This is a genomic window from Reyranella sp. (genome assembly GCF_050185545.1).
In the GTDB taxonomy this organism is placed as follows: domain Bacteria; phylum Pseudomonadota; class Alphaproteobacteria; order Reyranellales; family Reyranellaceae; genus Reyranella.
Genome location: NZ_JBFWZI010000036.1, coordinates 20,535 through 45,704, shown reverse-complemented (window position 1 = coordinate 45,704; position 25,170 = coordinate 20,535). Strand labels below are relative to the sequence as shown.

Genomic DNA, 25,170 nt, shown 5'->3' with positions numbered 1-25,170 from the left:
TCACAGATTGATCTGGTAGAACAGCTCGTGATCCTCGACGTCGAGCTTGGCCACGATCTTGTTCAGCGGTTCGTCGGTGCGGATGACCCGATCCTTCGTCTTCTTCTCGAGCTCCGTGAGGAGGCTGGGCCAGGGCAGTGTTCCCCAGCCGACGTCCTTCGCCATCGCGACGTCGGTCGGAATCAGGGCGAGCTCCAGCGCGGTCATCAGCTCGAGGCCAAGTGTGCTCAAGGTCGCGTTGTGGCTGGCATGGTGGCCGACCTTGTAGAGGATGGTGCGGCGCAGCAGGTCGGGACCGGTGATGCGGCGTCCCTTGTAGCTCTTCCACTCGACCTTCTGCCATGACAGCCAATTGCCGACCTGGGCATCGGCGGCGAAGAGAAGGACCGGGCCGTCGACCTCGGGAGGCCCAAGCTCGAGCGCCATGACCAGACTGGTGTTGTTGGTGTCCTCGTCGAGCTTGAGGCCGAGCGAGGTCGCCGCGCCCAGCCAGTCGTCGTCGATGCGACGCCAGTCCTGGGTCGGCTCGGTCCGCTTCGGCGCCGGCTCGGCGCGGTCGGCCCAATAGGCTTTCTGGAAGAACGGAATCGCTTTCGAGCCGGCCAGCGGGATGGCGAACCGGCTGTCGAAGGGCGCCACGCTCCCGCCGGTCAGGGCGAGCTCGATGGCGTCGAGATCCTGGGCGTAGGCGCCGAACGCGTAGACCTCGTTCTCCCCCTTGCGCGGATCGCTGAGATGAATCGCCTCCTTGTCGCGCGGCGGACCGAGCACGAAAATGCGGGCGTTGCCGCCCGGCAGCTCGATCGGCGCCTCGCCCGGCTCGCGGTAGCGGATCGACTTGCCGTCGCCGCTCATCTTCTTGAGGACCGCCGCGGCCTTCTGGAGATTGGCACCCGTCGTATCGCCGAAGAAGCCGAGCAGACCGCTCAGCTTGTTGTCGGCGCCTTCGTGGCCGGCCAGGCGGAAGCGCGACTCGGCCATTCCCAGCGCGGCGAGCGCGCGCGTGCGCTTGTCCTTCAGGCTGCGGGCCAGGTCATCGTTGCTGTCCTCCGTCCACGCCACCCAGACCTCGCCGACCTTGAAGTCCAGGAACTGCTCGGCGGCCTGATGGAAGCCGGAGACGTGATCCCAATGCTCGTGCGTCGCGACGACGACGTCGAGCTTGCCGCCGGTTTCCTCCTTGAGATTGGCGACGACCTTCTTGATGAGCGCGGAACCTCCGGACTTCGACTGGTGGACGCCACAGTCGATCAGAATCCGGTAGGTCGTGCCATCCTCCTGCGGGAGGCTGACGAGGAAGCAATCGCCGACACCCAGCCTGTACATGCGGATGCTGATCTTGGGCCTTCGCCGGCTTGTCGCGGCGGCCCGCTCCGCCGTCGCCCGGTTAGGCCTGGCGACCTTCTTCCTGGCGGCGGCGACCTTTCTGGCAACCGACGTCGCCTTGGGCTTGACCGCCTCGGGCTTCGCCGTCTTGGGTCTCGCGGCCTTGGACTTTGCCTTGGCAATCGGCTTCCTGCTCATGGCGTCCTGCTCTAGTCACGATGCGTCAATGCGAAAGGTTCGGGAGGAATCCGGTCCTCGGCGAAGTAATTTCGCATCGCCGACCCTTCGGTCATGGACATGCGGAACTTGAGCTGATCGTCGATGCTGCGCCTGTTGCCGATGCGCTTGCGGATGACATAGCGGATACGGCCAGTCTCGCGATCGCAGATGATGGTGCAGCCGCCGCGGAACGACAGCCCGATGCCCTCCGGCTTCCAGCTCTGCGTGATGACGATGATGACGTCGTTCAGAATCTTGCCGCTCGGCGCCACGCGGCGCGCCGGACGCACTGAATGCACCTCGATCTTCGAGATCTTGCCGCGCTCCTTGCCGAGAGTGATCTTCTGCCGCCTGTCCGTCTTCACGATCCCCAACTCGGCGAGGGTATGCGGATCGGCGCTCTGGCTCAGGAAATCGTGGAGCTTCGCGGCGTCCTCGTTCGAGCTCAGGAAGGCCTGATGGCGATCGCAATCGATCCGCCAGTCGAGCTTCAGTTCGTTAAAGGCCTCGGCGAGCCCGCTGACGCGGATGTCCGGCTCCTGCCAGGTCAGTGCATCGACCGAGAGATTGCTGACGTCGGTCGGGAATATGCCGCGAGCGCGAAAAGCCGATATGAAGGCGACGCGATAGCCGAGCGGATCGTCTTGGACGAGATCGCGGTCGGCGGTGATCAGCGCCCGCAGGTACTCGCCGAACGTCAGATCGACTGGCGGACAATAGTCGAGGGCGCGAATGCAGATGTTGAGCACCCGGCCGGCGATCCTCGCCGCTTCCTGCGCCAGTCGCTCGACCAGATCGTGCGGTATGCGTCCTTCCGGCAGGATCCCGGTGCCGCCCGAGGCGAGGCGCACCAGATCGTCCGTCTTGCGCTTGTAGACCTGCAGGAACGCATCGAACACGGCCGCCACCAGCACCTTGCCGAGATCATGCGCCTTCGTCGCCGACCTGTAGTCCGTCGGGCTGGGCTCCACCCGCTCGGGCTGACCCTTCTCGTTGACCCTGGAGATGGCGCTGCGCAGGGCGCCGCGCCTGCCGATTGCTTCGCCGAACTGCAAGGCGAGGCCGCCCAGCAGGTTGGCGACCGAAAGATCGCCACGCGCTCTGGCGAGCTCGCTGCGCAGGGCTTCGGGCAGGGTGAAATGCTGGAAGAGCGCGACGATGTCGGCGAATGCCTCGTGGAATGCCAGCATGTCGAGGCTGGACCGCTCCTTGAAGCGCGGATGCAGCCCGTCGAGCAGGGCATGCGTGGTCTCGTGGGCGATGATGTCGTGCGACAGGCAGGTGAAGACCAGGCCGCCCGGAAGGTTGCCGCCGGCGTCGCTCGCCGATGCATTGAAGTAGCCGAACAGCAACGCCATCTTCACCGGGCTGTAGTAGGCGTTGCGCTCGCGCAGCGCATGCGGATAGATGCGCAGGCGTCGCACGAATCGCGAGGCGTACTCGCCGTCTACCGTGGCCAGTCGCGGCGCCCACTGCGCTTCCCGTCCGAGCGCCATGTTGAATCGTTCGACGGTGTTCATGGCCACCGCGTAAACCATCTGCTGGTGGAACTGCGGATTTCCCTCGGTCGGAGCGAGACCTCGGGTCGCCAGGATGCTGGGATGGTTGAGGTCGACCGGCGCATAGGCGGACTCGCTGGGCGGATCGATATCGACGACCTCGAAGTATTCGCCGACCGGCCCCGGCTTCAGGTCGGCTTCCCAATCGATCTCAAGAATGGCTTCGTTGAGATCGCTGGTCTCCAGGCGCGTCGCGACGAGAGGATCGAAGGCATAGACCCTGAGCGCGCGGTGCGCCGGCGGTGGCGGAACCGGTGAGAATGCAGTGGACGGCGTCGATGGCGCCTCAACGGCGGCCGGCCTCGCCGTCTCCGGCTCGAGGGGACTGCCGGCGAAATCGGCTGCAGCGTCATCGGCTGAAGGCGGAGCGCCGTCCGGCTGTCGAAGGAGAGGGCCGGCCGTCGCCAGCCGGCGCGCGAGGAGGCGCCTGAAGGTGCGCGATGCGCCGGGGTGATCGGCCAGCGCTTCGAGGATCTTCCGGGCTTTGTCGGAGCCCGCCAGAGCGGGATCACCAGGGTCGAGGTCGTCCAGGAGCGTCTCGACATCGCGCGACTGCTGGCTGAGCTGAAGCGCCTCCAGCTCGACCATCCTCAGGCGCGGGCTGGGCTCGCCCTGGAGCCCGATTCCGGTCAGGACGCGAAAGAGGCTGAACGACGCGCTGTCCTCTTCCTCCTTGACCAGCGTGCCGGCTTCGGCAGGCGCGATCGCCAGGGCGGCATTGGCGCGCAGCACGCCGCGTCCCAGGCGCCGCGCCAACGCGTCATTGGCGGGCGCCTTGGCCGAGGCGAACAGCGCGCGACGGACCGCTTCGACACGCTGCCAGCCGGAGTAGCCCTCGAGGGTGGCTGCGTGCTTCTGCATCCACAGCGCGGCGGCTGCGGCGATCTGCGGGGTCGCGGCCGACGTGCCACCACCATCCCAGTCGACGACGTCGGCACAGCCGAACTTCGGCCACGGCACGTTCGGCGTATAGGCCGCCATTGCCGTGGCTTCCTTGCTGCGCGGTCCATAGCAGCCGGCCATCTTGCGCGCCGGCAGATCGGCATAGGCGCGCTCGTCGGCCATCACGCCGCAAGCGGCAACGACGCGCCGGAAACGCGCCGGATAGACGATGTAGCGGGTCGGCAGATTGAAGAAATTGTTGCCCGCCGCCGTGACGACGAAGATGCCGCGCTCGTAGAGCGCGTTGATGGCGTCGGCCCACGCCGCGGACGCGATCCCGCCCATGCTCATCGTCACGACATGCACGCGGCTTTGCGGCTGATCCCACAATCCGTGGACATAGTCGAAGGCGCGGGCGATGGCGCTGTTGCGGAACAGCACGACCCAGTTGGCGACGCGGATGGGAACGATGTCGCACTCGGGCGCGCCGCCGAGGAACTGGTTGTCCTCGTCGAACTTGTTGCCGGCCAGCAGCCCGATCGTGCCCGTGCCATGGCCGAGCATGGGGTTGAGCAGCGCGGTCGGCCGGTCGGTGGCGTCGTGGGGACGGTCGCTGTCGACGAAGTTGCGCTGCAGAGCCGTGTTGAGGTGAAGTGGCCGCGTCTTGTGGCTGGCGTCGTAGCCGGTATCGAGGTGGGCGATGCGCACCCTCCGTGCATCGCCAACCGGACCGACCGCCTGGGCCGCCTCGCCCAGCTGCGAGAAGAGCGTGCCCTTGTGCCAGGTTGAATAGGGACCCAGGGCGTAGACGTCGCCATCCTGTGGCGTCCCCTCGGTCGGGCACTCGCCGGTCATGCCGAATGCCTGACGGGACGCGGTCGACCAGAGCCAGGGCTGTTCGAGATCAGGCTCGGCAAACTCGATGCCGCCCGCAATGCCGAGACCGTCCTGGACGGCAAGATGGCAGGCGTCCCACGGCGAGAGCCCGCTTGCCTCGGTCTCCGCCAGCTGCCACGTCGTGCCGGCGGTCAGGCCCAGGCCGGTGGCCGGCCTGATGCTTTGAAACAGCGGCGAAAGCGCTACCGGTGTGCGCCCGTCGCCGAAAGCCAACCTGGCACCCTCGCTGCCCGGTTGCGCGCGCACCAGCAGTCTCAGCTTGCCCGCCATGGTCGTCCACCCAGGAGCTGTCTCGCCGCTCAACCGAGAATACTTGCAGCGACCGCGTACTACAATCCTCGACGCCGGCTCGAGAGCTGACTTCCTGCGGCGAACCGGGCGGCTCGGCTAGGCTCCATAGTCGGCCGGCGGGCGATCCGGCCGCAGCGCTTTGAGGATGAGGTGGTCGAGCGACACCGGACCGGGGCCGGCGATTCCCAGCCAGGCGAACATCACGAAGTACGACACTTCCTCGAAGCCGAGCAGGGTTTGCAGCGAATCGACGTCACCCCACTTCGCCGAGGCGATCGCCACCAGCATGATGATCATCATCGGCACGGAGACGACGCGGGTCAGCAGTCCGAGCAGAAGCATCAGGCCGCCGACGAATTCCATGCCCGAGGCGAACGGCGTCAGGAATTCCGGCGCCGGGATACCCCATTCGCGGAAATTCTCGATCATGCGCGGCAGGAAGTGCAGCTTCTGCCAGCCGGTCCACAGGAACACCCAGCCGACGACGATGCGGACGGCGAGTGGCGCCGCCCAGCCGAGGAAGCCGGCCACCACGCGCGGCCAGTCGTACAGGATCGTGATCAGCGGTTTCATTTGGGCACCACGGGTCGTCGAGTCGGGCTCGCGCCGTCGGCGAGCGTCGTCCACGCCGATCGACGACCGTGTCATCGGACAGCAGCCCCAACCCAACCTTCGACGCGAACGAAGCCGGCCGACATGGGCGCCGGCGTCAGGCCGGTCACCCACGTCGTCCTTCCAGGCGTTGGTCTACATCACCTTGCCGCCTTTGGCGGTGCACTCACCGGCATTGGCCGCTTCGGTGAAGCCCTTGCCCTTGCAGGCATTCTGGCCCTTGCAGGCGTTGCTGGCGCTCTTGCACGCGCTTTGGCCCTTGCAGGCATTGCTGCCGCTGCACTTGACGCCGGCGGCGAAGGCCGTGGTTGCGAACGTGCTGGCGGCGAAGATCGCGGCGGCCGTAGCGATTACTGTACGCTTGTTCATGGAGGTCCTCCTGGAATGACGAGCCAGTTGCTCGCCCTCAGTCATTCGCGGTGCGCTGCCCGGTCGTTACACTGCTGCGCGAAGAATTTTCATCGGAGCCGGGCGGTCTGGCCGCGGCGGCCGAGTATTTTTTGCTGGCCATTGCCCGCGGCCCGCGTCGAAGATCGACGAAAGCCGTGTGTAACGTTCCGGCCGCCGTACACGAACATGTGAAAGAACGACCTCCTTGGCCGACCGAAGCGATCTTTCCACCTTGATGCGGCTGGCCAGGCAAGGGAACGAGGACGCCTATCGGCAACTTCTCGGTCGGGTCTCGGTCTGGCTGCGCGGTGTCGTGCGGCGGGGAATGGTCGCGGCCGGACGAAGCGCGGCGGATTGCGAGGACGTGGTTCAGGAGACTTTGCTGGCGATGCATCTGAAGCGCGACACCTGGGACGAAACACAGCCGCTCGAGCCGTGGCTGCGCGCGATCGCCCGCCACAAGCTGGTCGATCACTTGCGCCGGCGCGGTGTTCGCGATCACGTCAGCATCGACGACCAGGTCGATTGCCTCGCGGCGGGGAGCGACCCCGATCCGGATGCCCGAACCGACTCGCGGCGGCTGCTGGAAAGCCTGCCGGACCGCCAGCGTCGCATCGTCGAGGAGATCTCGATCGAAGGCCATCGGGCGGCCGAGGTGGCGGTGCGCTTCGGCATGAGCGAAGGCGCCGTCCGCGTCACGCTGCACCGCGCCCTCAAGACGCTGGCCGCCGCCTATCGCAAGGGGCAGTCATGAGGACCGCGAACCTGATCGAGGCGCTGGTCGCCGATCGTGCGGCGCGAGGCAAGCCGATGGCACGGGGATTGGTCGGCGCGCTGGTCGCGGGCGCGGCCGCCTCGCTGGCACTGTTCCTGGCCGCGATGGGCGTCCGCGTCGACATTGCCGACGCGCTCGTGACCTGGCGGTTCGAACTCAAGCTCGTCATGGTCTTCCTGGCCCTGGGGCTGGCGTTCAGCCTCTGCGTGTCGCTGTCGCGTCCGGTGACGTCCGGCCGGCTGGCCTGGCGCCTGGCGCCGCTGGCAGCCCTGGCCGTGGCGGCGGTCGCGATCGAGCTCGCGGCGGTTCCCAGCACCACGTGGGTCACGCGGCTGGTCGGCAGCAATGCCGTGGTCTGCCTGATTGCGATTCCCACCCTGTCAATCGCGCCGCTGGCCGTGGTGCTGTGGATCCTGCGGTCGGGCGCTCCCGCATCGCCCGCGCTCGCCGGCGCCGCGGCCGGTCTTCTCGCGGCGACGGCCGGGGCGTCGCTCTATGCCTTTCACTGCTTCGACGACTCGCCGCTGTTCGTGGTCACCTGGTACGTCCTGGCAGCGGCTCCCGTCATCGCGCTCGGCGCACTCCTCGGGCACCGGCTGCTGCGCTGGTAGCCGTCGCGGTCTGATCGCGTTCGTTCGCCGCGCCGATCGTTCCCGGCCGTGCGCCATCCGGTCGCGGAGTCCGCGCGGCCACGCTCCGGCGTTTCTTTCGCGGGATTGTTCCCTGGAGGAACGACGCCATGAGCGACGTCTTCAAGGCGATGCTTGCGCTCGTCGTCCTGTTCGTGCTGGCGGCCTGGGGGTTCGACGGCGGCGGCATTACGGGCATGACGCTCGCGGTCGTGAGTTACGTTTTCCTGGTGGCCGTCGGGCTGGTCACGGTGCTGTGGTTGACCCGGCGGCGCCATCTGCACCTCGACGCGAGCCATAGCCATATCGGGGCGGCTGACACGTTTGGCAGGTGGACCAATCGCGAGGTCGAGACCTCGACCGGCCCGATCCGCGGCTCGCATGCCGTCATCCAGACCCTCCTGCCGATTGCCGCCGTTGCGGTCGGCATGGCGGCTTTCGCCGTGGTCCTGCACTTCGCCGGCCACGCCTGATCCCGGCGCGAGGCCGCGCCGTCACCCCACGTGCGTGGCCGGATCGAGCGCGAAGGCGAGCCCCCGCCACGCATGACCGCCGGCGTCGAGCCTCTTGCGGTTGTCCCTGGCGACTTGCCGGAAGAGCCGAAGCGCCGCGCGGTCATCCATGCCGGCCGTGTCGTGGCCGAGATGCTCGCGCAGCAGCGCGCACCGCAGCGCGCGCACGGTGTTGGGCTGTGCGAAGGAGACATTCATCTCGCTGTTCCCGAACAGCGAGTAGCGATGGAGATTGCACGAGCCGACGGTGGCCCACGCGTCGTCGACCAGCATGAGCTTGTCGTGGACGTAAACCGGCTTGCGACGACCGTTGGCGCCCGGGCCGGCAATGCCGGCCAGCAGGAAGCCCGCATGCGCCGCGAACCCGGCGCGCCTGTCCAGGATCGCACGCCGTTCCGGCGGGACAGGCAGGGTGACGTCCGGCTCGGCCGGCATCAGCAGGACCACATCGACGCCGCGGCCGAGCGCGCAATGCAGGCAATCGATGATGTCGGTCACGTCGAGATACTGGTTTTCGATGTAGATCGAGCGCCGTGCCGCATCGATGGCGGCGCAATACTGGTCGAGAATCGATCGCTCGCCCGTGGCGACATCGAACGCTCGCCCGCCAGGCGTCGCTCGGCCGTTGCGATAGCGTCCGGGAGGGATCGTCCGCTGCACCTGCACGACGGCGTCGCCCCGTCTCGCGGGAACCCGCAGCGGGAACGGCAGGTCGGTCTCGCTGCCGGCACCCCAGCGTCCATCCGGCGCCAGCCGCTCGCTCGCTTCGTTCCAGCGCTGCACGAAATTGTGGTGGACGTCGACCGTCGAAGGACCTGCAAGCTCAACGTAGACGTCGTGATTGTGCCCTTCGCCGCGGTGGCCGGGCGCGACCATGGAATGGGGATTGAGATTGATCCCGCCGACGAAGGCCGTTTCACCGTCGGTGCCGGCATCGATCAGCCAGCTCTTCTGGTGCTGGCAGTAACCGGGATGGGCACGGTCCCAGCGGATCTTCACCGCGGACCGGCGCGCCTCGAGCAGGGCGAGGTGTTCCGTCGATCCCCAGAAGGCATTGCGCTTGTGCCGTTCGGTCTCGGCATCGGGGCGCCAGAAGAGGAGCCGCACGTCGACGCCGCGTGCCGCCGCCCGATCGAGCACGTCCAGGGCGCTGCCCCGGCCGTCGGGCATCTCGAAGGCCGCCCACATGAACGTCACCGTCACCCAGACGCTCTGTCGCGCCGCCTCGATCGCCTCGCAGATGCGGCGGAAGGCCGGTTCGCCGTCGATCAGCGGGCGCAGACGGTTGCCGGGTCGGACCGGATAGGATGCCGAGTGCACGAAGGGAATGGCGCAGCCGGTCACCGCCGCACCGCGACGATACCCTCGGTGCGCGCCCGCACCTCCGGCGAGGCGAGGCACGAAGCGAGCGCCTCGTGGCCGGGCGCACCCGGATACGGCGCCACGCGCATCGGCACGCCGTGATTGGCGGGACAGAACAGGATCGACTCGCCGGCGCCGACAGACTCGAGGTCCAGGATGGCGGTGGAACGCGTGAGCAGGAACAGGGGCCGCGCCGCCGGGCCGCGGCGACGAAGCAGAGCGATCAGCGCCTCCTGGGTGAGCCCGTCGAGCCCCTGCTCGATCATGTCGATGACCAGCACCCGCGGTTCCTGCGATTCGAGCGCGGCGAGCAAAACATCCAAGGCGTCGGACTCCGTGCCGCCATCCTCGATCAGCCAGGCGAGGGTGCGGTCGACCCGCGACGCGAGCGCCGGATCGTCGGCCAGCCGTGCCCGGGCCGCTCTGCTGTTCTCCGCCGATCGCTCCAGGTCCAGGAAGACGGCGTCAGGCATCTCTTCGGCCAGGCGCCTGGCCAACCGAGTCTTGCCGCTGCCCAGGGGACCGGTGATGTAGGTCAGGGCGCCGATATCGCGAAGCTCGAACCGTTCGCCGCCCCACGGCCAGGGAAGATCGAAGGCGACGTCGAGCGGTGAGGCTCGCTCGAGAAGATGCGTCAGGTCGCGGGGCCTCGGTGGCTCGCCGCGCGCCAGCGCGTCCCTGAGGTCGCGGACCTTGTCGGCTGCGGCGATCAGGTGGCGGATGCGTTCTTCCAGCGTGGCCTGGTGACTGGCCAGGGCGCAGTCGAGGGTGCCGAGATCGCCTTTCAAGGCCCGCGCCACGCTGGCGAGGCTGAAGCCGAGCGCCCGCAGGGCGGCGATCTCGGACGCCCGCTCCATCTCGGCGGGACCGTAGGCTCGCCAGCCGGCCGCGCTGCGGACCGGCGCGATGAGGCCGCGCTGCTCGTAGAGCCGCAACGCCTTGGCGGAAATGCCGAGCCGTCTCGCGGCCTCGGACGGATTCAGGAACTCGCTGGAGACGCCCACGACCTGCCTCGCTCTTGTCGACGGCAAGCTTATGGAGGCGGCCCCAGGGGCCGGGTCAACAGGCTCGCGCCGGATTTCACGAAGTTGAGCGGGGATGATTCAGGGCGTCATGCTCCTCCGGACCGCGGGGCGCTCATGCTCTTCTGGACCGCGGGCATCTCGCCCGCTCTGAATCTCGAGCAAGTGGACGATCATGAGCAAGCAGGACGCCCGCGGTCCGCATGAGTGCCGCGGTCCGAATGAGCCTGAGCTTCCCGGGTCAGCGCTGCTCCCTGAGCCACGTGGCCACGGCGAGGTACAGGCTTCCCAGCAGCATCGCGAACCCGCCGATCAGCCACACCAGGTGACCTAACTCCAGGGGCGGCCACAGGGCCAGGACCAGGCCGAAGCCGATCGCGCCGGTGCCATCGAGGACCAGGACCCATTCTCCGTCGACGGCCTCGCGCAGCTTCAGGGCGGCCCAGATCTGCATCGCGCCCGTGGCGATTGCCCAGGTCGCGACGATCGCCACCAGGTGAGCGCCGACGGCCGCGGGCGCGACCAGCACCGCCGCGGCGCAGGCGATGCCGGCTATTCCGATCAAGCCCAGCCAAGCGCGCGGCGTGCCGATCCGGCCGCCGACGGCGGCGCCCAGGACGAGACTGCCGTCGACAAAGGAGTAGACTCCCCAAAGGGCCGTCAAGCCGATCGGGGCAAGGTGAGGCCAAAAGAAGACGAGCAGCCCGAAACTGACCGCCGCCAATCCGCGCCAGCTCAGCAGCGATCGGTGATGGGCGGCTGCCTCGAGCAGCGGAGAGTCGACGAAGGACGGACGTCGCGCATCGGGTCTGCCGTCGTCTGCAGTGGGATCGCTCACTGGAGTGGGATCGCTCAAGGGCCTGTCTGCCTTTCCGTTCGGGCCGGCTCTTGCCGGTCGCGCCGCTCTGGCATGAGAACGCTCCTGCGGCGGCATGGTCTCGCGGTCTCCCGACGGTCCGATCTCAGGCCTGCTCCTTCCTCGACCGCAATCCTTTCAGCAGCGACAGCACGGCAGGAACGAGAAGCTTCCGCGCGGCGACCTCGAACGGATCATGCACGAGTTGCGTGACTGTCGCCTTCACGTTCTTCACCTCGTGGCCCAAGGTCTCGAGCACGACCTTGAGATCGCGTGCGTCCTCCTGAAGCGAGTCGACTGCCATCTTGCGGACCTCGAGCGCGACCTCGAGCTCCGGTCCCGGCCGCGATCTGGCGGCCAGCATCAGGACGATGGCTGCGATGACGAAGTCGACGCCGGCAACGATGGTGGCCGCCCACACGGGACCGACCGAAGCCTGCAGGGCCTGGAAGCCGGCGAGGTTGGCCATTCCCAAGCCGAACACGGCAATCAGGCTCGCGAACACCGTCAACCCGAAGCGACGCAGCAGGGCCTTCAGCCAAATCCTGCCGATCAGGATGTCGGCTTTCTGGAGAACCTGCAGGTCGCGAAGCAGATGATCGATCATGTCGGGGTCCTCAGCGTCGGCCGAGCAGCCGGCCGATCACGATGCCGACAACCAGCGCACCGAGGACGCTGCGGACAGGATTTGCCGCGATGGTCCTCTCGGCCTCCTCGATGAAACTGCCGGCTTCGTCGATGAGCTGGGTCAGCTGGTCACGCAGCTCGCGATCCTCCGCCGATTCCGCGGCCGGCTCTGCGGGAGCCACCGGAGCGGCGGACGGTGGCACGACCGCGGCCGTACGCTCGCGCCGCGTGGCCGCGAGTTCGTCCTGCAGGGACTTGAGTTCACTCGACAGGACGACATCCGTGGCCATTGCCGACACCCTCTCAGATCGACCGCCCGGATCGCGGTCAGCGCGTCGCCGACGCGCATCGCATCATGGGAGAACGCCTGTCGTTCACGTTGACGCAGATCAAACGCCCCAACAGTTGGGGGGAACCAGTAGCGGGCAGCCACTTCCTGTATTCACTCGGCTCACTTCTCGGTGGACCGAGCCAATGGTCAATGAGCCCGAAAACTTTGCCGCTCGTCTTCTTGCGCCGCCTCGACGGCAAGATGGATCGGCTCAGTGAGGACATGCGAGACGTCAAGGTTTGGCTGACGGCCGTCGAGGAACGGCTTGCCGGTGTCGAGAAGTCGGTCGCCTTGGTGCACGGCGACTTCGCCGGTTAGTCACGGCCAATCGACCGATTGGAGACACGTCTGGAGCGGATAGAGCAACGGCTCGAGCTGAGGGACGCTTGAGCTGTCCACTCTCGTTCGGGCAGCGAGCGCCTGCCCTCAGCCTGCCGCAGGGCTCGCGCACGTCCCGTGCAGGCAAGTGCGCCGTTAACTGTCGCTCACTGGGCGGAGCAAAGCGCGCCTTGCGCGCTGGCGCCTCGGGGAGCTCATCCTCTTCCGGACCGCGGGCGTCTCGCCCGAATCGCGAGCGGGCGAGACGCCCGCGGTCCGGAAGAGAGCTCGATCCAGACCGGGGCGTGGTCGCTCGCCTTCTCCCAGCCGCGCACCGACCGGTCGACACCGGCGGCGGCGAGGCGGCCGCTCAGCGTCGGGTTCAGCAGCAGGTGATCGATGCGCAGGCCGGCGTCACGCGCATAGGCGTTCCGGAAGTAATCCCAGAACGTATAGATCTTCTCGCCTGGATGCTTTGCCCGCAGTGCGTCCACCCAGCCTTGCTTCACGAGCTTGGCGTAGGCCGCGCGGGTCTCGGGCCGGAACAGCGCATCGTCGACCCAGCGCTCCGGCTTGTAGACGTCGAGGTCGGAGGGGATGGCATTGTAGTCGCCGGCGAGGATCACCGGCTCGCTGGCCTTGACGAGCTTCCTTGCATGCTTCGTCAGGCGCTCGAACCAGGCGAGCTTGTAGTCGAACTTCGGCCCCGGCGCGGGATTGCCGTTGGGCAGGTAGAGGCAGCCGACGACCAGGCCCGCCACCTCGGCCTCGATGTAGCGGCTGTGCAGATCCGCGGGGTCGCCGGGCAGGGCACGGCCGCGTTCGATGGGCATCGCACCGCGCGCGAGAATGGCGACGCCGTTCCAGCTTTTCTGGCCGTGCCACAAGGCGTGGTAGCCGGCGGCGCGAATCGCGGCCTCGGGGAACCTCTCCTGCGGCGCCTTGAGCTCCTGCAGGCAGACCACGTCCGGCTCGGCTTCGTCCAGCCAACGCAGCAGCACCGGCAGGCGGCCGTTGATGCCGTTGACGTTGAACGTGGCGATCTTCACGAGGCCGGATCCGCGATCGCTGCCGGCGCCGGCTCGTCGCCGTACACGCTGCGCCCGCCATAGGCGTGCGAGCGGCCGCGCTCCTCGGCGAGCAGCGCTTCGACCGACGGACCCGTCGCGTGCCGCTCGAGACGGCGGGCCTGGTCGTCGAGCCGGCGGATCGCCGCCAGCTCCTCGGCGTGGCCGAGCTTCGCCTGCGCGACCGCGCGCTTCAGCGTGTCGATCGTACGGTCGTAGACCTTGATCGGCACCGGGAAGGGATGGCGATCCTTGCCGCCATGGGCGATCGAGAAGCGCGCCGGATCGCTGAAGCGGCAGGGCGCACCGTGCACCACCTCGGCGACCAGGGCGAGGGCGCGGATGGTGCGGGCGCCGACTCCCGGCACCAGCAGCAGGTCGGCGAAGTCGTCCGGCGCGGCGTCGGCCGCGGCGGCGAGATTGCCGTGCAGCCGCCGCGCCACGATGTCCTCGGCCCGCACGTCGTGATGATCCGGCATGACGAGATGCGGCAGCATCGGCTGAAGCGGCGCCGGGCAGGGCGCGGCAGGCGGGTCGATCTCCGCCAGCCGGCGCTCGATGCCATCCGGCCCCAGGCTGCCCAGCAGATCGAGCTGGCCCTGGCGCGAGGCGGCGGCACGCCGGTCGGTGAGGTTGACGATGATGCCCTGGTCGAGACCGTCGATGGCGGCGTGCGGCGCCTCGACGAAACTCTGCAGTCCTTCGGACAGCCAATGATAGCGCCGCGCCTGGCCGCGCGCATCGCTCATGCCCTGCTGGACGACCACCCAGTGGCCGTCGTCGGCAAGAATGAATCCGTGAAGGTAGAGATCGAAGCCGTCCTGCACCGCCGCGCTGTCGACCTTGGCGATGAGGCGGCTGGTGCGGGCGAGCGCTGCGCCGTCGACGCCGAGCTGCTCGCCGAGGCCGATCAATTCGTGCGGCGTCTGCCGCGAATGCCTGCCACGGCCGCCGCAGACATGCAGGCCGAGCTCGCCGGCGCGCGGCGCGAGCCCGCGCTTCAGGGCGCCCAGCACGCTGGTGGTGATGCCCGACGAATGCCAGTCCATGCCCATCACGGCGCCGAAGCTCTGGAACCAGAAAGGATGGGCGAGGCGGCGCAGGAACTCGTCGCGGCCGTACTCGAGCACGATGGCCTCGGCGATGACGGTGCCGAGCCGGGTCATGCGCTCGGCCAGCCAGCGCGGCACGCGGCCGCCATGCAGCGGCAGGTCGGCGCTGCCGGCGCGGCGAGTCATGGATGCCGGCTCCGACGGATCATCAAACCAGTCTATAGTCGAAGGAACACAATGGGAACACACTGGAAAAGTGGACGTGGCAGGGCATCCACCCTTACCCAGGCCTGTGCCGAAAACGTCTGCCCTTCACGTCGCGCGGGCGATGCGACAGGCAAGCTCTTCATCCGGACCAAGGCGCTCGTCGCAATCGCCTTCATCCGGATCAAGAGATGCGTTGCGGCGTCAACCGCCGGACGTCGGAACCGAAGTGCCGCACCCCGCAGGGACCGGGGGCCAGGGCATCTCTTGGGTCAAGGACTTCTGATTGGCGCGCTCCCGGCGAACGCGGTCAACCGATCTCGATCCTTCGGGGAGCGGCCTTCTGCACCTTGTGCAGGTTGAGGGTCAGTACGCCGTCGGTGAACGCCGCGTCGATCCGCTGCTGGTCGATCATGTGCGACAGCGCGAAGCTCCTGGCGAACGGACCCACGCTGTACTCGGCATAGAGAGGCTCCATGCCATCGTACTTGGCGTGATCGATGCGTCCTTCGACGCGGAGGACGTCCTCCTCGACGCGGATGTCGATGTCCTTGCGGTCGACGCCCGGCATCTCCATGACGACCACCAGCGCCTGGTCGGTCTCGTAGATGTCGGTTACCGGCACGAAGTAACGGGCGGGCTTGGTCTGCTCGGCGCCGCGTGGCGCCGCTTCCTTCTTTTCCTGCACTTCGAGTGTTTGAGAGTCGGCCATGGTCGAGCTCCGATTCAGGCGACGGGGATGGGGCGGGGCTTGTCGTGCTCGGCTCGCGGCAGGTGGAGCGCCAGGATGCCGTCGCGGTACTCGGCCTTCACCCCCTCGGAATCGATGGCGATCGGCAGCTCGATGGTGCGGTCGAAGCGGCCACCGCGGCGCTCCCGGCGATGGCTGCTCGCCTGCCCTCCAGGGCCGACCGTGCGCGAACCGGCGATGCGCAACGTGTTGCCCTTGACCTCGACGCGCAGGTCCGCCTTCGCGACGCCCGGCACCTCGGCCACGATGATGATGTCGTCGCCCTTGCGGAAGACGTTCAGCGGAGGATATGCACCGCCGCCGCTCGGGCTGGCGGCGAGCCAGCTGCTCGAGCGCAACTGGTCGAGGGCGCGCTGGAACTGCGACAGGGCGTCGAACGGATCCTGGTAGAACAGAGCCATGATACGCCTCACAAGCTCGGGAAGACCCGCGGCCACGGCATCGGCGGTGGCGAGACGTAGGGAACGAACTCCACCGCGTCGGAACCGGTGGCCCAGCCGTCGAGCGCGGAGCCCGTGTCGGGCTTCGGGAACATAGATGGCTCATTCGAGCCGCTGTCGAGGGATGGCAGGCAGGCCGCCGATCGGATGTGGGCGGGGTCCAATTGAATCATCACGTCCTCCTCGGAGCAACATGGGGAAACAATCGCTGCGCGGGCCCGTTCTCGGCGCCCCGCGACGAAACCATCTAGGTGCGGCGGCCGACGGTTCAAGGGGGTGGCGGTGGCGGCGCGATCTTTTTTGCCGGCAGCGAGGGCGCCGCATCCGGCAATGATGCTAACAAGAGCGCCGAGGAAAAGCTCAGGGGAGAGACCCGACCATGAAAGTCGATTCGAAGATCCGTTCGGTGCAGACGCTTGCCGCCGATGCCGGCTGGCGCAACTACTACTTCGTCAAGGTGACGACCGAGGACGGCATCGTCGGCTGGAGCGAGTACGACGAAGGCTTCGGCGCGCCGGGCGTGGGCACCGCGATCGAGAAGCTGTCGTCCCGCCTGGTCGGCCAGCCGGTCGGCGACCATGAGCGGCTCTACAGCGAGCTCTATTCTGTGACACGCCCGGCGGCGGGCGGTGTCGTCGCGCTGGCGCTCGGCGCGATCGAGAACGCCCTGCTCGACGCCAAGGCCAAGGCGCTCGGCGTGCCGTGCTACGTGCTGCTGGGCGGCAAGGTGCGCGATCGCATCAGGGTCTACTGGTCGCACTGCGCGACCTGGCGCATCAACCATCCGGGCTGGTTCAAGCCGGCCATCACCGACCTCGAGGGCGTCAAGGCGATCGGCCGTGAGGTGCGCGAGAAGGGCTTCACGGCGATGAAGACCAACATCTTCATCTACGACCAGGACAAGAGGAATCCCCGGGGCTGGCGGCCCGGTTTCGGCGTGCCCGCCTATCCCGAACGCAACGTCGATCGCGCCGTGCTGCGCAATCTGCGCATGCATCTCGAGGCGATCCGCGAGGGTGCCGGCCCCGACGTCGACCTGCTGCTCGATCTCAACTTCAACGCCAGCACCGAGGGCTATCTGAAAATCCTGCGCGCCATCCGCGACCTCGACATGTTCTGGGTCGAGATCGACACCTACAGCCCCGAGGCGCTCGGCCTGATCCGCCGCCAGAGCCCGCATCCGATTTCCTCGTGCGAGACCCTGCTCGGCGTCCGCGACTTCCTGCCCTATTTCCGCGAGCAGTCGATGGACGTGGCGATCATCGACACGCCGTGGAACGGCGTCTGGCAGTCGATGAAGATCGCCAACCTCGCCGAGGCGCACGAGGTCAACGTGGCGCCGCACAATTTCTACGGCCACCTCTGTACGATGATGAACGCGCATTTCGCGGCTTCAGTGCCCAACCTGCGCATCATGGAGACCGATGTCGACCGCCTCGAATGGGACCACGAGCTGTTCACCCACGTGCCCGAGTTCGTCGATGGCCACTTGGTGATGCCGTCGCGTCCCGGCTGGGGTACCGAGCCCAACGAGGAGGCGATCCGCGCCCATCCGCCCAAGTCGACAACCGGCGGCCTGGCGAGCTACGGCCGCAAGAGCTGAGCGCGCTCGGGTGCTTCCTCTTCCGGACTGCGAGCATCTTGCTCGCTCATGAATCCGAGCGAGCAAGATGCTCGCGGTCCGGAAGAACATGAGCGCCCGTCAGGATTTGGGGGCTGGACCGGTGACAGTCCACACCGGCTCTGCCTCGTGCTTCCTGATCGTCGGCAGGCCGGGCAGCCACGACTGCGATGAGCGGCACCAGATCTGGTCGCGCGGGACCAGCTGATCGCGCTGGCGAATGGTGCCGACGCGCAATCCATGCACCTTCTGGCCGTCGCCGACGGATGTCGAAAAGATCGGCGCGCCGCATGTCGGGCAGAATGCCTGTTCGCGCTTTCTGCCGCTGTCGGCCACCTTGACGTAGAGCGTTGGCGCACCGGACAGCAGCCGGAAGGTGCCCGGCTTCGTCGGCACGGCCGTGCGGAAGGCCGAGCCGGTCAAGGTCTGGCAGTCCGTGCAGTGGCACATGACGACGTGAGCAGGCTCGATCTCCGCCTCGAAGCGGATGCTGCCGCAATGACAGCTGCCGTCGATCTTCATGCCTCGCTCCCAGCGAATGAACTGCCGTGACCTACTTCGCGACCTGCCCGCGGATCTCGCCACCCTTGTTCTTCTCGGTATGGATGTTGAAATACCACTTGCCCGCCATCAGGTCGGTCGCCTGCGCGTCGGTCAGCGTTGCCTCGCCCTTGATCGGGCTCATGGCGACATCCTTCGCGCCGAGGGCGACGCTGGCGTTGGCCTTGGCGTCGGCGGGGCCGTGGAAATGTGCCGCTGTTGCCGGCCCGCTCAGGCCGGAATAGGTGACGCTGTAGGTGAGCTTCTTGGTGGCGGTGTCGTAGGTCGCCGTGAGGGCGCCGGTGCCCTTGCTGTCATTGGGAGGAACCTCGGCCGCAGCATTCAGCACCGCCTTGTAGCTCTGCATCTCGGCAAACGCCGGAGCAGCCGATATCGTCGCGGCGGCAGCAAGGCCGGCCAGAATATGAGTGATCTTCACGTGTCGTCCCTCCTGCTTGTTGGAGCCCGCTCGATCGTCCTGCGGCGGCCTGGGCGACACGGGCCGGTCGAAGCCGCAGATGACCATGCGCGTCGTCCCAACAGGATGACCGGGGGCGAGGGGAAGCGTGAATCACGACACGGTGAGCCGGATCGATTCGGTGGTGTCTTGCTGTTCTCCCCAGCTTTGCTCCCCCGATGACGGGGGAGGAACAAGAAGAATGTGTGCGCTCCGCAAGCCGGCTCACCGAGAGGTCACTATTGCTGCCGGCCCGTGCTCTCACTAGGTTGCGCGCGCCATGCGGACCCGAGCCAATCCCGTCTATTGCGGCGTCGACACCACCGACCTCGCCCACGCCACCCGGCTGATCCAGTTGATCGCGGGCGGGCCCAACCCGGCGGTTGGCGGCATCAAGCTCGGGCTCGAGTTCTTCCTGGCGCACGGTGCGCCGGGGGTGCGCTACGCCTTCCCGACGCCGGTGCGCGCGACCGGAGTCGGCTTTTTCCTGGATCTCAAGCTGCACGACATTCCCAACACCGTCGCCGGCGGCATCCGCGCCGTGGTCGAGCTCGAGCCGACCTACATCACAATCCACGTCCAGGGCGGGCGCGAGATGTTGCGGGTAGCGGTCGCCGAGGCGGCCGAAGGGGCGGCCCGGCTGGGCGTGGCGCGGCCCAGGCTACTGGGCGTCACCGTGCTGACCTCCCTCGACCGCAGCGACCTCGAGGCCACCGGGGTGCCGGCCGATCCGTCCGACCAGGTGCTGCGGCTCGCCGGCCTGGCACGGGAATGCGGGCTCGACGGTGTCATCTGCTCGCCGCTCGAGATCGCCGCTCTGCGCAAGGCCTGCGGCCCCGACTTCGTCCTGATGGTGCCCGGCATCCGGCCGGTGGGCAGTGCCATCGACGACCAGAAGCGGGCGATGACGCCGCGCCAAGCGGTGGATCTCGGTGCCACCCACCTGGTGGTCGGCCGGCCGATCTGCAAGGCAGGCGATCCGCGCGCCGCCGCCGAGGCGATCGCGCGCGAGGCCGGGGTCAACCAACTGTGAGCGTCGAGGCGAAGATCTGCGGCCTGACGACGCCCGAGGCGATCGAGGCCGCCGCGCGCGCCGGCGCGCGCTGGATCGGCTTCGTCACCTATCCGCGCTCGCCCCGCCATGTCGGCTCGGTCGAGCTGCTGGCGGCGCTGGGCAAGCGCGTGCCGGCGGGCGTCGGCCGGGTCGGCCTGTTCGTCGATCCCGACGACGCGCTGCTCGACGAGCGGCTGGCCAGCGGCGCCATCGACCTGCTGCAGCTCCAGGGCGGCGAGACGCCCGGGCGCCTCGCCGAGATCAAGGCGCGCACCGGCAAGCCGGTGATGAAGGTGATCAAGGTCGCCGAGGCCGGCGACGTCGACCGCGGCATCGCGGCCTATGCCAGCGTCGCCGACCGGCTGATGTTCGAGGCGGCCGGGGGCACGCTGCCGGGCGGCAATGCGCGCGCCTTCGACTGGACGATCCTGTCCGGCCGCACCGTGCCGCTGCCCTGGTTCCTCGCCGGCGGACTGACGGCGGACAACGTTGCCGAGGCGGTGCGCGTAACAGGAGCGCGCGCCGTCGACGTTTCCTCTGGCGTCGAATCGAGTCGCGGTGTGAAATCCCTCGCCTTGATTGCCGCCTTCCTCGAGCGGGTGAAGGCGCTCTGACGGGGGAGACTTGCGATGAAGACCGAACGACGGCTGAAGGAGCTCGGCATTGAGCTTACCATGCCCACCGCGCCGATGGCCAACTACGTCAACGCCGTGCGCACCGGCAACCTCCTGTACCTCGCCGGCAAGGGGCCGGGCCTGCCCGGCCATCCGCTGCCGGTCGGCAAGGTCGGCCGCGACTTCACCAAGGAGCAGGGCTACGAGTACGCCCGCCAGACGGGCCTGAGCCTGATCGCCGTGATGAAGGCCGAGCTGGGCGACCTCGACCGCGTCAAGCGCATCGTCAAGGTGCTGGGCATGGTCAACGCCACGCCCGAGTTCGGCGAGCAGCCCGAGGTGATCAACGGCTGCTCCGACCTGTTCGTCACCGTGTTCGGTGAGCGCGGCCGGCATGCCCGTTCGGCGGTCGGCATGGGCTCGCTGCCGCGCGGCATCCCGGTGGAGATCGAGGTGATCGTCGAGGTCAACGCCGGACCGGCGCGCGCCAGCGCCGCCGCGGCGTCGCGCAAGTCGGCTGGCCGGGCCAAGAGAAAGTCGGCCAAGGCCAAGCGCAGGTAGGGCCATAGTCGGACTTCGTGCGCAGCGAAGCCTGGAAACGGTCAGTCAGGCGGCGGCGCGTCTGGTCGGGCGACGGGCCGGCATTTTCCTGGGCGGTGGAATGAGCGCGTCCGCCGACACGCGAAAGCGACCTGCCCAAGGTCAATTCTGCCAGCGCCAAGCGAAGATAAGGCACCTTTTGACCGACCCCGGCCGGGACTGCTAAGGCCCATGCATTCCCTCCACTCGTGGAGGGAATGCATGAGGTCTTTTCAGGAAACGCGATGGTCACGCCTCCCAACAGCTTCCGTATCGGTCCCGACGAGCGCGGGCATTTCGGCCTCTTCGGCGGTCGCTACGTCGCCGAGACTCTGATGCCGCTGATCCTCGAGCTTGAGAAGGCCTACAACGAGGCCAAGGCCGACGAGCAGTTCAGGGGCGAGCTGACCTATCTGCTGACGCACTATGCCGGCCGGCCGAGCCCGCTCTATTTCGCCGAGCGCCTGAGCCGCCATCTCGGCGGCGCCAAGGTCTACTTCAAGCGCGACGAGCTGAACCACACCGGCAGCCACAAGATCAACAACGTGCTGGGCCAGGTGCTGCTGGCCAAGCGCATGGGCAAGACGCGGGTGATCGCCGAGACCGGCGCCGGCCAGCACGGCGTCGCTACGGCGACCGCCTGCGCGCTGTTCGACATTCCCTGCGTGGTGTTCATGGGCGCGGTCGACGTCGACCGCCAGGCGCCCAACGTCGTGCGCATGAAGATGCTGGGCGCCGAGGTGCGGCCGGTGACCGCCGGCTCGTCGACCCTGAAGGACGCCATGAACGAGGCGCTGCGCGACTGGGTGGCGACCTGCGAGACGACGTTCTACTGCATCGGCACGGTGGCCGGCCCGCATCCCTATCCGGCGATGGTGCGCGACTTCCAGTGCGTGATCGGCAACGAGGTGCGCCAGCAGATGATGGAGGCGGAAGGCCGCCTGCCCGACACGCTGGTCGCCTGCATCGGCGGCGGCTCGAACGCGATGGGCCTGTTCCATCCCTTCCTCGACGACACGGGCGTGCGCATCGTCGGCGTCGAGGCGGGCGGCAAGGGCGTCGAGACCGGCGAGCATGCCGCGTCGCTGACCGGCGGACGGCCGGGCGTGCTGCATGGCAACCGCACCTATCTGCTGCAGGACGCCGAGGGCCAGATCACCGAGGCACATTCGATCTCGGCCGGCCTCGACTATCCCGGCATCGGCCCCGAGCATTCCTGGCTTAAGGAGCTGGGCCGAGTCGAGTACGTCTCGGCGACCGACGAGGAGGCGCTCGCAGCCTTCCAGCTCCTGTGCAAGCTCGAAGGCATCATCCCCGCCCTCGAGCCGGCGCACGCGCTGGCTCATGTCACCAAGCTCGCGCCGACCCTGCCCAAGGACAATCTGCTGGTGATGAATCTCTGCGGTCGCGGCGACAAGGACGTGTTCGCCGTCGCCCAGCGCCTGGGCATGAAGATCTGACCATGAGCCGCATCACCCAGCGCTTCGCCCGGCTCGCGGCCGCCAAGCGCGCAGGCCTGGTCGCCTACATCTCTGCTGGCGATCCCGATCCGGCGACCAGCTACGAGATCCTGAAGGGGCTGCCCGACGCCGGCGCCGATCTGATCGAGCTCGGCATGCCGTTCACCGACCCGATGGCCGACGGCCCGTCGGTCCAGCTCGCCGGCCAGCGCGCGCTGAAGGCCGGCATCACGGTCGACGCCACTTTCGACATGGTGCGCCGCTATCGCCGGGAGGCGAGCGACAAGGACATGCCGATCCTGCTGATGGGCTACTACAATCTCGTCTACCAGCGCGGCGTCGAGCGGTTCTGCAGCCAAGCGGCCAAAGCCGGGGTCGACGGCTTCATCCTGGTCGATCTGCCGCCCGAGGAAGCCGACGAGCTGAAGCCGCACGCCGCAGCGCATGGGCTGGATACCGTGCTGCTGACCGCGCCGACGACCGACGACAAGCGGTTGCCCGCGGTCCTGAAGTACTCGTCCGGCTTCGTCTACTTCGTCTCGGTGCTCGGCATCACCGGAACCAAGTCGGCGACCGAGGAGTCAGTCGCCGCGCACGTCTCACGCATCCGGCGGCACACCGCCCTGCCGGTCGGCGTCGGCTTCGGCATCAAGACTCCCGAGCAGGCGGCCGCCGTTGCGCGCCATGCCGATGCGGCCGTCGTCGGCTCGGCAATCGTCGATCGCGTCAAAGCAGGGCTCGGTGCCGATGGCAAGGCCAGGTCCGATCTCGTACCGGGCGTGCTCGACTACGTGCGCAGTCTCGCCGAGGGCGTGCACAGCGTGCGCAAGGCCTAGAGCAGCGCCCGATTGGATCGTACCGCATGCGGTGCGATCGGAGCGAACTAGGCTCCAGATTCCAAAGGTTCTGGAGCACGACCTTCCACTCGGAGATTTCAGCCGAGCGGAACGTGCTCCGGCGACTGTCTTCAGCATTGCTGCAGGTCGCAGGGTGGTGCTGTGACCAATCGTGGCCCGGCATAACTCCGTCATTGGCAGGTCATCTCGCCGTCCCATATCGAGGCCTTCAATCAGCGGAGGAGCACGCGCATGGACGGCACGATCGACCGCAACGACAGGCTTCACCAATCCTTCATCGCGGCGCTGGATCATCTCGATGCCGAGCAGCGCGAGCCTGATCGCTGGGAAGAAGAGTGCCTATCGTATGCCCTCGGCGCGTTGGCCTGTGGCCTCCCACTGGTCGCGCATGTCGAGATCGAGGCGTTCTGGCGACCGGCCGGGCAGCGCTCGCCCGAGGTCGTGGCGGCGCTCGCCGGCAAGCCGGCGCGCTTCACCAAGGCGATGCTGCGCCACGGCCTCGACTACGTGCAGCAGCGCTACACCTGCGCTCCCGCCGCTGATGCCGGCCTGCCGCCAGCGCTCGTCGCAGGCCAGCGCGCCGTGCAGGCGTCGCTTGGCCGGTAGAGCGAATCGCTTTCAAGACCGCGGGCTTCTTGTCCTCCCCGACAAAGCTGGGGAGGAGAGTCAACTCAGTCCACCTGCTTCACGCCCCAGTCGCGCAACGCCTCGGTGCCGCCGTCGCCGCGATGGCGGGGCGGCGGCCGGATGCTGCCCGGCGTGCGCGAGAAGCGCGGTGCGGGAGCGGGCTGGACGACGTCGTCGTGTGTAACGACGGTCTGCCGAGCGGCGATATGCGGATGAAACGGCGCCTCGGTCATCGACAGGACCGGGGCGAAGCAGGCGTCGCTGCCCTCCATCAGAGCGCACCATTCGTCGCGCGTCCTGGTGCGGAACCGTTCGGCGAAGAGCTGGCGCAGGCCCGCCCAGCTCTCGTGGTTCTGGCGGCTGGGCAGCGCGCGCGGATCGAGGCCGAGCGCCTTGACGAGCTGGTCGTAGAACTTGCCTTCGATGGCGCCGACGGCGACGAAGCCGCCGTCTTTGCATTCGTAGGTGTCGTACCACGGCGCCCCGGAGTCGACGACGTTGGCGCCGCGCCGCTCGCGCCATTGCCCCGCACCCATCATGGCGTAGAACATCGTCATCAGTGAGGCCGCCCCATCGACCATGGCGGCATCCACGACCTGTCCCTTGCCCGAGCGCTGGCGCTCGCAGAGCGCGGCCAGGACGCCTACCGCCAGATAAAGCGCGCCGCCGCCGAAATCGCCAACGAGATTGAGCGGCGGCACGGGGCGGTGGTCGCCGGGGCCGATCGCGTGCAGGGCGCCACAGAGCGCGATGTAGTTGATGTCGTGTCCGGCCGCCTGGCCGAGCGGACCGCTTTGCCCCCAGCCCGTCATGCGCCCGTAGACCAGCCCGGGATTGCGCTGGAGGGCGGCGTCGGGGCCGAGCCCGAGCCGTTCCATGACGCCCGGCCGGAAGCCTTCCACGAGCACGTCGGCGCGTTCGATCAGGTCGAACATCAGGCGCACAGAGGCCGGCACCTTCAGGTCGAGCGCGAGCGAGCGCTTGCCGCGCCCGAGCAGCTCGTACTTCGCCGGCAGGGGCAGGCCGAGATCGACATCGTCGGGGCGATCGATGCGCAGCACGTCGGCGCCGAGATCGGCCAGCAGCATGCCGCAAAACGGCACCGGCCCGATGGCCGGCATCTCGATCACCCGCAGGCCCTGCAATGGTCCTTTCACGGCGTTCTCCTTCCACGTTGCAACTCGACAACTACTGACAAGAAACGACCGGGGGTCATCGTCTTCCGGACCCCCGGCGTCG

28 protein-coding genes are annotated in these 25,170 nt (G+C 67.9%); 11 read left to right on the top strand and 17 right to left on the bottom strand.

Annotated elements, in window-relative coordinates:
* From AB7O82_RS12900 to AB7O82_RS12885, 4 genes are all read right to left on the bottom strand, one after another.
* Positions 1-1,524, bottom strand: a complete 1,524-nt coding sequence (locus AB7O82_RS12900; RefSeq protein WP_428546358.1) for an MBL fold metallo-hydrolase — start codon at positions 1,522-1,524, stop codon at positions 1-3.
* Between the two features lie 11 nt (positions 1,525-1,535).
* A complete protein-coding gene (locus tag AB7O82_RS12895) occupies positions 1,536-5,153 on the bottom strand; it encodes a S8 family serine peptidase (RefSeq protein WP_428546361.1) in 3,618 nt (1,205 codons plus the stop codon).
* Positions 5,154-5,270: 117 nt separating this feature from the next.
* Positions 5,271-5,747 (bottom strand): DoxX family protein, encoded by a 477-nt coding sequence (locus tag AB7O82_RS12890; RefSeq protein WP_428619520.1) that lies wholly within the window; start codon positions 5,745-5,747, stop codon positions 5,271-5,273.
* A gap of 174 nt (positions 5,748-5,921) precedes the next feature.
* Positions 5,922-6,155: a hypothetical protein gene (locus tag AB7O82_RS12885; RefSeq protein ID WP_428546367.1), complete on the bottom strand. Its 234-nt coding sequence runs from the start codon at positions 6,153-6,155 to the stop codon at positions 5,922-5,924.
* A 226-nt stretch (positions 6,156-6,381) separates the two neighbouring features.
* On the opposite strand from AB7O82_RS12885, the gene AB7O82_RS12880 reads away from it, so the two are divergent.
* The 3 genes from AB7O82_RS12880 to AB7O82_RS12870 all read left to right on the top strand — a co-directional run bounded on the left by AB7O82_RS12880 (position 6,382) and on the right by AB7O82_RS12870 (position 8,053).
* Positions 6,382-6,930, top strand: coding sequence for a sigma-70 family RNA polymerase sigma factor (locus AB7O82_RS12880; protein ID WP_428546370.1), 549 nt, complete (start codon positions 6,382-6,384; stop codon positions 6,928-6,930).
* Positions 6,927-7,562, top strand: coding sequence for an NrsF family protein (locus AB7O82_RS12875; protein WP_428546373.1), 636 nt, complete (start codon positions 6,927-6,929; stop codon positions 7,560-7,562). The genes AB7O82_RS12880 and AB7O82_RS12875 overlap by 4 nt, the downstream gene beginning before the upstream one ends.
* A 128-nt stretch (positions 7,563-7,690) precedes the next feature.
* Positions 7,691-8,053, top strand: coding sequence for a hypothetical protein (locus AB7O82_RS12870; protein ID WP_428546376.1), 363 nt, complete (start codon positions 7,691-7,693; stop codon positions 8,051-8,053).
* Positions 8,054-8,074: 21 nt separating this feature from the next.
* Here the strand turns inward: AB7O82_RS12870 and AB7O82_RS12865 are convergent, their stop codons facing one another.
* The 5 genes from AB7O82_RS12865 to AB7O82_RS12845 all read right to left on the bottom strand — a co-directional run bounded on the left by AB7O82_RS12865 (position 8,075) and on the right by AB7O82_RS12845 (position 12,249).
* On the bottom strand, positions 8,075-9,436 hold the full coding sequence (locus tag AB7O82_RS12865; protein ID WP_428619518.1) for a phospholipase D-like domain-containing protein: 1,362 nt from the start codon (positions 9,434-9,436) through the stop codon (positions 8,075-8,077).
* Positions 9,433-10,458 carry a MerR family transcriptional regulator gene (locus AB7O82_RS12860; protein WP_428546382.1) on the bottom strand — a complete coding sequence of 342 codons (1,026 nt, stop codon included), beginning with the start codon at positions 10,456-10,458 and terminating at the stop codon, positions 9,433-9,435. The genes AB7O82_RS12865 and AB7O82_RS12860 overlap by 4 nt, the downstream gene beginning before the upstream one ends.
* A 259-nt stretch (positions 10,459-10,717) precedes the next feature.
* Positions 10,718-11,314 (bottom strand): HdeD family acid-resistance protein, encoded by a 597-nt coding sequence (locus AB7O82_RS12855; protein ID WP_428546385.1) that lies wholly within the window; start codon positions 11,312-11,314, stop codon positions 10,718-10,720.
* Between the two features lie 124 nt (positions 11,315-11,438).
* A complete protein-coding gene (locus AB7O82_RS12850; protein ID WP_428546388.1) occupies positions 11,439-11,939 on the bottom strand; it encodes a hypothetical protein in 501 nt (166 codons plus the stop codon).
* A 10-nt stretch (positions 11,940-11,949) separates the two neighbouring features.
* Entirely contained in the window at positions 11,950-12,249 is a 300-nt protein-coding gene (locus AB7O82_RS12845; RefSeq protein WP_428546391.1) for a hypothetical protein, read from the bottom strand.
* Here AB7O82_RS12845 and AB7O82_RS12840 point away from each other — a divergent pair.
* Positions 12,249-12,608: a hypothetical protein gene (locus AB7O82_RS12840; RefSeq protein ID WP_428546394.1), complete on the top strand. Its 360-nt coding sequence runs from the start codon at positions 12,249-12,251 to the stop codon at positions 12,606-12,608. The genes AB7O82_RS12845 and AB7O82_RS12840 overlap by 1 nt on opposite strands.
* 215 nt (positions 12,609-12,823) lie before the next feature.
* Here the strand turns inward: AB7O82_RS12840 and xth are convergent, their stop codons facing one another.
* The 5 genes from xth to AB7O82_RS12815 form a co-directional block, all read right to left on the bottom strand.
* On the bottom strand, positions 12,824-13,657 hold the full coding sequence (gene xth, locus AB7O82_RS12835) for an exodeoxyribonuclease III (protein WP_428546397.1): 834 nt from the start codon (positions 13,655-13,657) through the stop codon (positions 12,824-12,826).
* Entirely contained in the window at positions 13,654-14,913 is a 1,260-nt protein-coding gene (locus AB7O82_RS12830) for a DUF763 domain-containing protein (RefSeq protein WP_428546400.1), read from the bottom strand. Before AB7O82_RS12830 ends, xth begins: the two co-directional genes overlap by 4 nt.
* A gap of 328 nt (positions 14,914-15,241) precedes the next feature.
* Positions 15,242-15,643 carry an Hsp20/alpha crystallin family protein gene (locus AB7O82_RS12825; protein ID WP_428546403.1) on the bottom strand — a complete coding sequence of 134 codons (402 nt, stop codon included), beginning with the start codon at positions 15,641-15,643 and terminating at the stop codon, positions 15,242-15,244.
* A gap of 14 nt (positions 15,644-15,657) precedes the next feature.
* Positions 15,658-16,083, bottom strand: a complete 426-nt coding sequence (locus AB7O82_RS12820) for an Hsp20/alpha crystallin family protein (protein ID WP_428546406.1) — start codon at positions 16,081-16,083, stop codon at positions 15,658-15,660.
* 8 nt (positions 16,084-16,091) lie between these two features.
* Complete coding sequence (locus AB7O82_RS12815; RefSeq protein WP_428546409.1) at positions 16,092-16,295, bottom strand: hypothetical protein; 204 nt, start codon at positions 16,293-16,295, stop codon at positions 16,092-16,094.
* Between the two features lie 206 nt (positions 16,296-16,501).
* On the opposite strand from AB7O82_RS12815, the gene AB7O82_RS12810 reads away from it, so the two are divergent.
* Positions 16,502-17,725, top strand: a complete 1,224-nt coding sequence (locus tag AB7O82_RS12810; RefSeq protein ID WP_428619515.1) for a mandelate racemase/muconate lactonizing enzyme family protein — start codon at positions 16,502-16,504, stop codon at positions 17,723-17,725.
* 99 nt (positions 17,726-17,824) lie between these two features.
* On the opposite strand, the gene AB7O82_RS12805 is transcribed toward AB7O82_RS12810, so the two are convergent.
* Positions 17,825-18,265: a GFA family protein gene (locus AB7O82_RS12805; RefSeq protein ID WP_428553662.1), complete on the bottom strand. Its 441-nt coding sequence runs from the start codon at positions 18,263-18,265 to the stop codon at positions 17,825-17,827.
* A 31-nt stretch (positions 18,266-18,296) separates the two neighbouring features.
* Positions 18,297-18,722, bottom strand: coding sequence for a CHRD domain-containing protein (locus tag AB7O82_RS12800; RefSeq protein WP_428553665.1), 426 nt, complete (start codon positions 18,720-18,722; stop codon positions 18,297-18,299).
* A gap of 298 nt (positions 18,723-19,020) precedes the next feature.
* Here AB7O82_RS12800 and pyrF point away from each other — a divergent pair, with 298 nt between their 5' ends.
* From pyrF to AB7O82_RS12770, 6 genes are all read left to right on the top strand, one after another.
* Positions 19,021-19,773, top strand: coding sequence for an orotidine-5'-phosphate decarboxylase (gene pyrF / locus AB7O82_RS12795; RefSeq protein WP_428553668.1), 753 nt, complete (start codon positions 19,021-19,023; stop codon positions 19,771-19,773).
* Positions 19,770-20,408 (top strand): phosphoribosylanthranilate isomerase, encoded by a 639-nt coding sequence (locus AB7O82_RS12790; RefSeq protein WP_428553670.1) that lies wholly within the window; start codon positions 19,770-19,772, stop codon positions 20,406-20,408. The genes pyrF and AB7O82_RS12790 overlap by 4 nt, the downstream gene beginning before the upstream one ends.
* 15 nt (positions 20,409-20,423) lie before the next feature.
* Entirely contained in the window at positions 20,424-20,969 is a 546-nt protein-coding gene (locus tag AB7O82_RS12785) for a RidA family protein (RefSeq protein WP_428553672.1), read from the top strand.
* Positions 20,970-21,232: 263 nt separating this feature from the next.
* Positions 21,233-22,447: a tryptophan synthase subunit beta gene (trpB, locus tag AB7O82_RS12780; RefSeq protein WP_428553675.1), complete on the top strand. Its 1,215-nt coding sequence runs from the start codon at positions 21,233-21,235 to the stop codon at positions 22,445-22,447.
* Between the two features lie 2 nt (positions 22,448-22,449).
* Positions 22,450-23,283 carry a tryptophan synthase subunit alpha gene (gene trpA, locus AB7O82_RS12775; protein WP_428553677.1) on the top strand — a complete coding sequence of 278 codons (834 nt, stop codon included), beginning with the start codon at positions 22,450-22,452 and terminating at the stop codon, positions 23,281-23,283.
* Between the two features lie 252 nt (positions 23,284-23,535).
* On the top strand, positions 23,536-23,910 hold the full coding sequence (locus AB7O82_RS12770; RefSeq protein WP_428553679.1) for a hypothetical protein: 375 nt from the start codon (positions 23,536-23,538) through the stop codon (positions 23,908-23,910).
* Positions 23,911-23,975: 65 nt separating this feature from the next.
* Here AB7O82_RS12770 and AB7O82_RS12765 read toward each other — a convergent pair whose 3' ends face one another.
* Positions 23,976-25,088, bottom strand: coding sequence for a CaiB/BaiF CoA transferase family protein (locus tag AB7O82_RS12765; RefSeq protein ID WP_428619513.1), 1,113 nt, complete (start codon positions 25,086-25,088; stop codon positions 23,976-23,978).
* Between the last annotated feature and the right edge of the window lie 82 nt (positions 25,089-25,170).

Bases quoted from the DNA above. Each gene is read 5' to 3' on its own strand.
- AB7O82_RS12815 (WP_428546409.1), bottom strand. From the start codon at position 16,295: ATGATTCAATTGGACCCCGCCCACATCCGATCGGCGGCCTGCCTGCCA.
- AB7O82_RS12830 (WP_428546400.1), bottom strand. From the start codon at position 14,913: ATGACTCGCCGCGCCGGCAGCGCCGACCTGCCGCTGCATGGCGGCCGC.
- AB7O82_RS12825 (WP_428546403.1), bottom strand. From the start codon at position 15,643: ATGGCCGACTCTCAAACACTCGAAGTGCAGGAAAAGAAGGAAGCGGCG.
- AB7O82_RS12820 (WP_428546406.1), bottom strand. From the start codon at position 16,083: ATGGCTCTGTTCTACCAGGATCCGTTCGACGCCCTGTCGCAGTTCCAG.
- trpB (WP_428553675.1), top strand. From the start codon at position 21,233: ATGGTCACGCCTCCCAACAGCTTCCGTATCGGTCCCGACGAGCGCGGG.
- AB7O82_RS12885 (WP_428546367.1), bottom strand. From the start codon at position 6,155: ATGAACAAGCGTACAGTAATCGCTACGGCCGCCGCGATCTTCGCCGCC.
- AB7O82_RS12900 (WP_428546358.1), bottom strand. From the start codon at position 1,524: ATGAGCAGGAAGCCGATTGCCAAGGCAAAGTCCAAGGCCGCGAGACCC.
- AB7O82_RS12845 (WP_428546391.1), bottom strand. From the start codon at position 12,249: ATGGCCACGGATGTCGTCCTGTCGAGTGAACTCAAGTCCCTGCAGGAC.
- AB7O82_RS12890 (WP_428619520.1), bottom strand. From the start codon at position 5,747: ATGAAACCGCTGATCACGATCCTGTACGACTGGCCGCGCGTGGTGGCC.
- AB7O82_RS12895 (WP_428546361.1), bottom strand. From the start codon at position 5,153: ATGGCGGGCAAGCTGAGACTGCTGGTGCGCGCGCAACCGGGCAGCGAG.
- AB7O82_RS12805 (WP_428553662.1), bottom strand. From the start codon at position 18,265: ATGAAGATCGACGGCAGCTGTCATTGCGGCAGCATCCGCTTCGAGGCG.
- AB7O82_RS12850 (WP_428546388.1), bottom strand. From the start codon at position 11,939: ATGATCGATCATCTGCTTCGCGACCTGCAGGTTCTCCAGAAAGCCGAC.
- AB7O82_RS12870 (WP_428546376.1), top strand. From the start codon at position 7,691: ATGAGCGACGTCTTCAAGGCGATGCTTGCGCTCGTCGTCCTGTTCGTG.
- AB7O82_RS12770 (WP_428553679.1), top strand. From the start codon at position 23,536: ATGGACGGCACGATCGACCGCAACGACAGGCTTCACCAATCCTTCATC.
- pyrF (WP_428553668.1), top strand. From the start codon at position 19,021: ATGCGGACCCGAGCCAATCCCGTCTATTGCGGCGTCGACACCACCGAC.
- trpA (WP_428553677.1), top strand. From the start codon at position 22,450: ATGAGCCGCATCACCCAGCGCTTCGCCCGGCTCGCGGCCGCCAAGCGC.
- AB7O82_RS12810 (WP_428619515.1), top strand. From the start codon at position 16,502: ATGAAAGTCGATTCGAAGATCCGTTCGGTGCAGACGCTTGCCGCCGAT.
- AB7O82_RS12785 (WP_428553672.1), top strand. From the start codon at position 20,424: ATGAAGACCGAACGACGGCTGAAGGAGCTCGGCATTGAGCTTACCATG.
- AB7O82_RS12875 (WP_428546373.1), top strand. From the start codon at position 6,927: ATGAGGACCGCGAACCTGATCGAGGCGCTGGTCGCCGATCGTGCGGCG.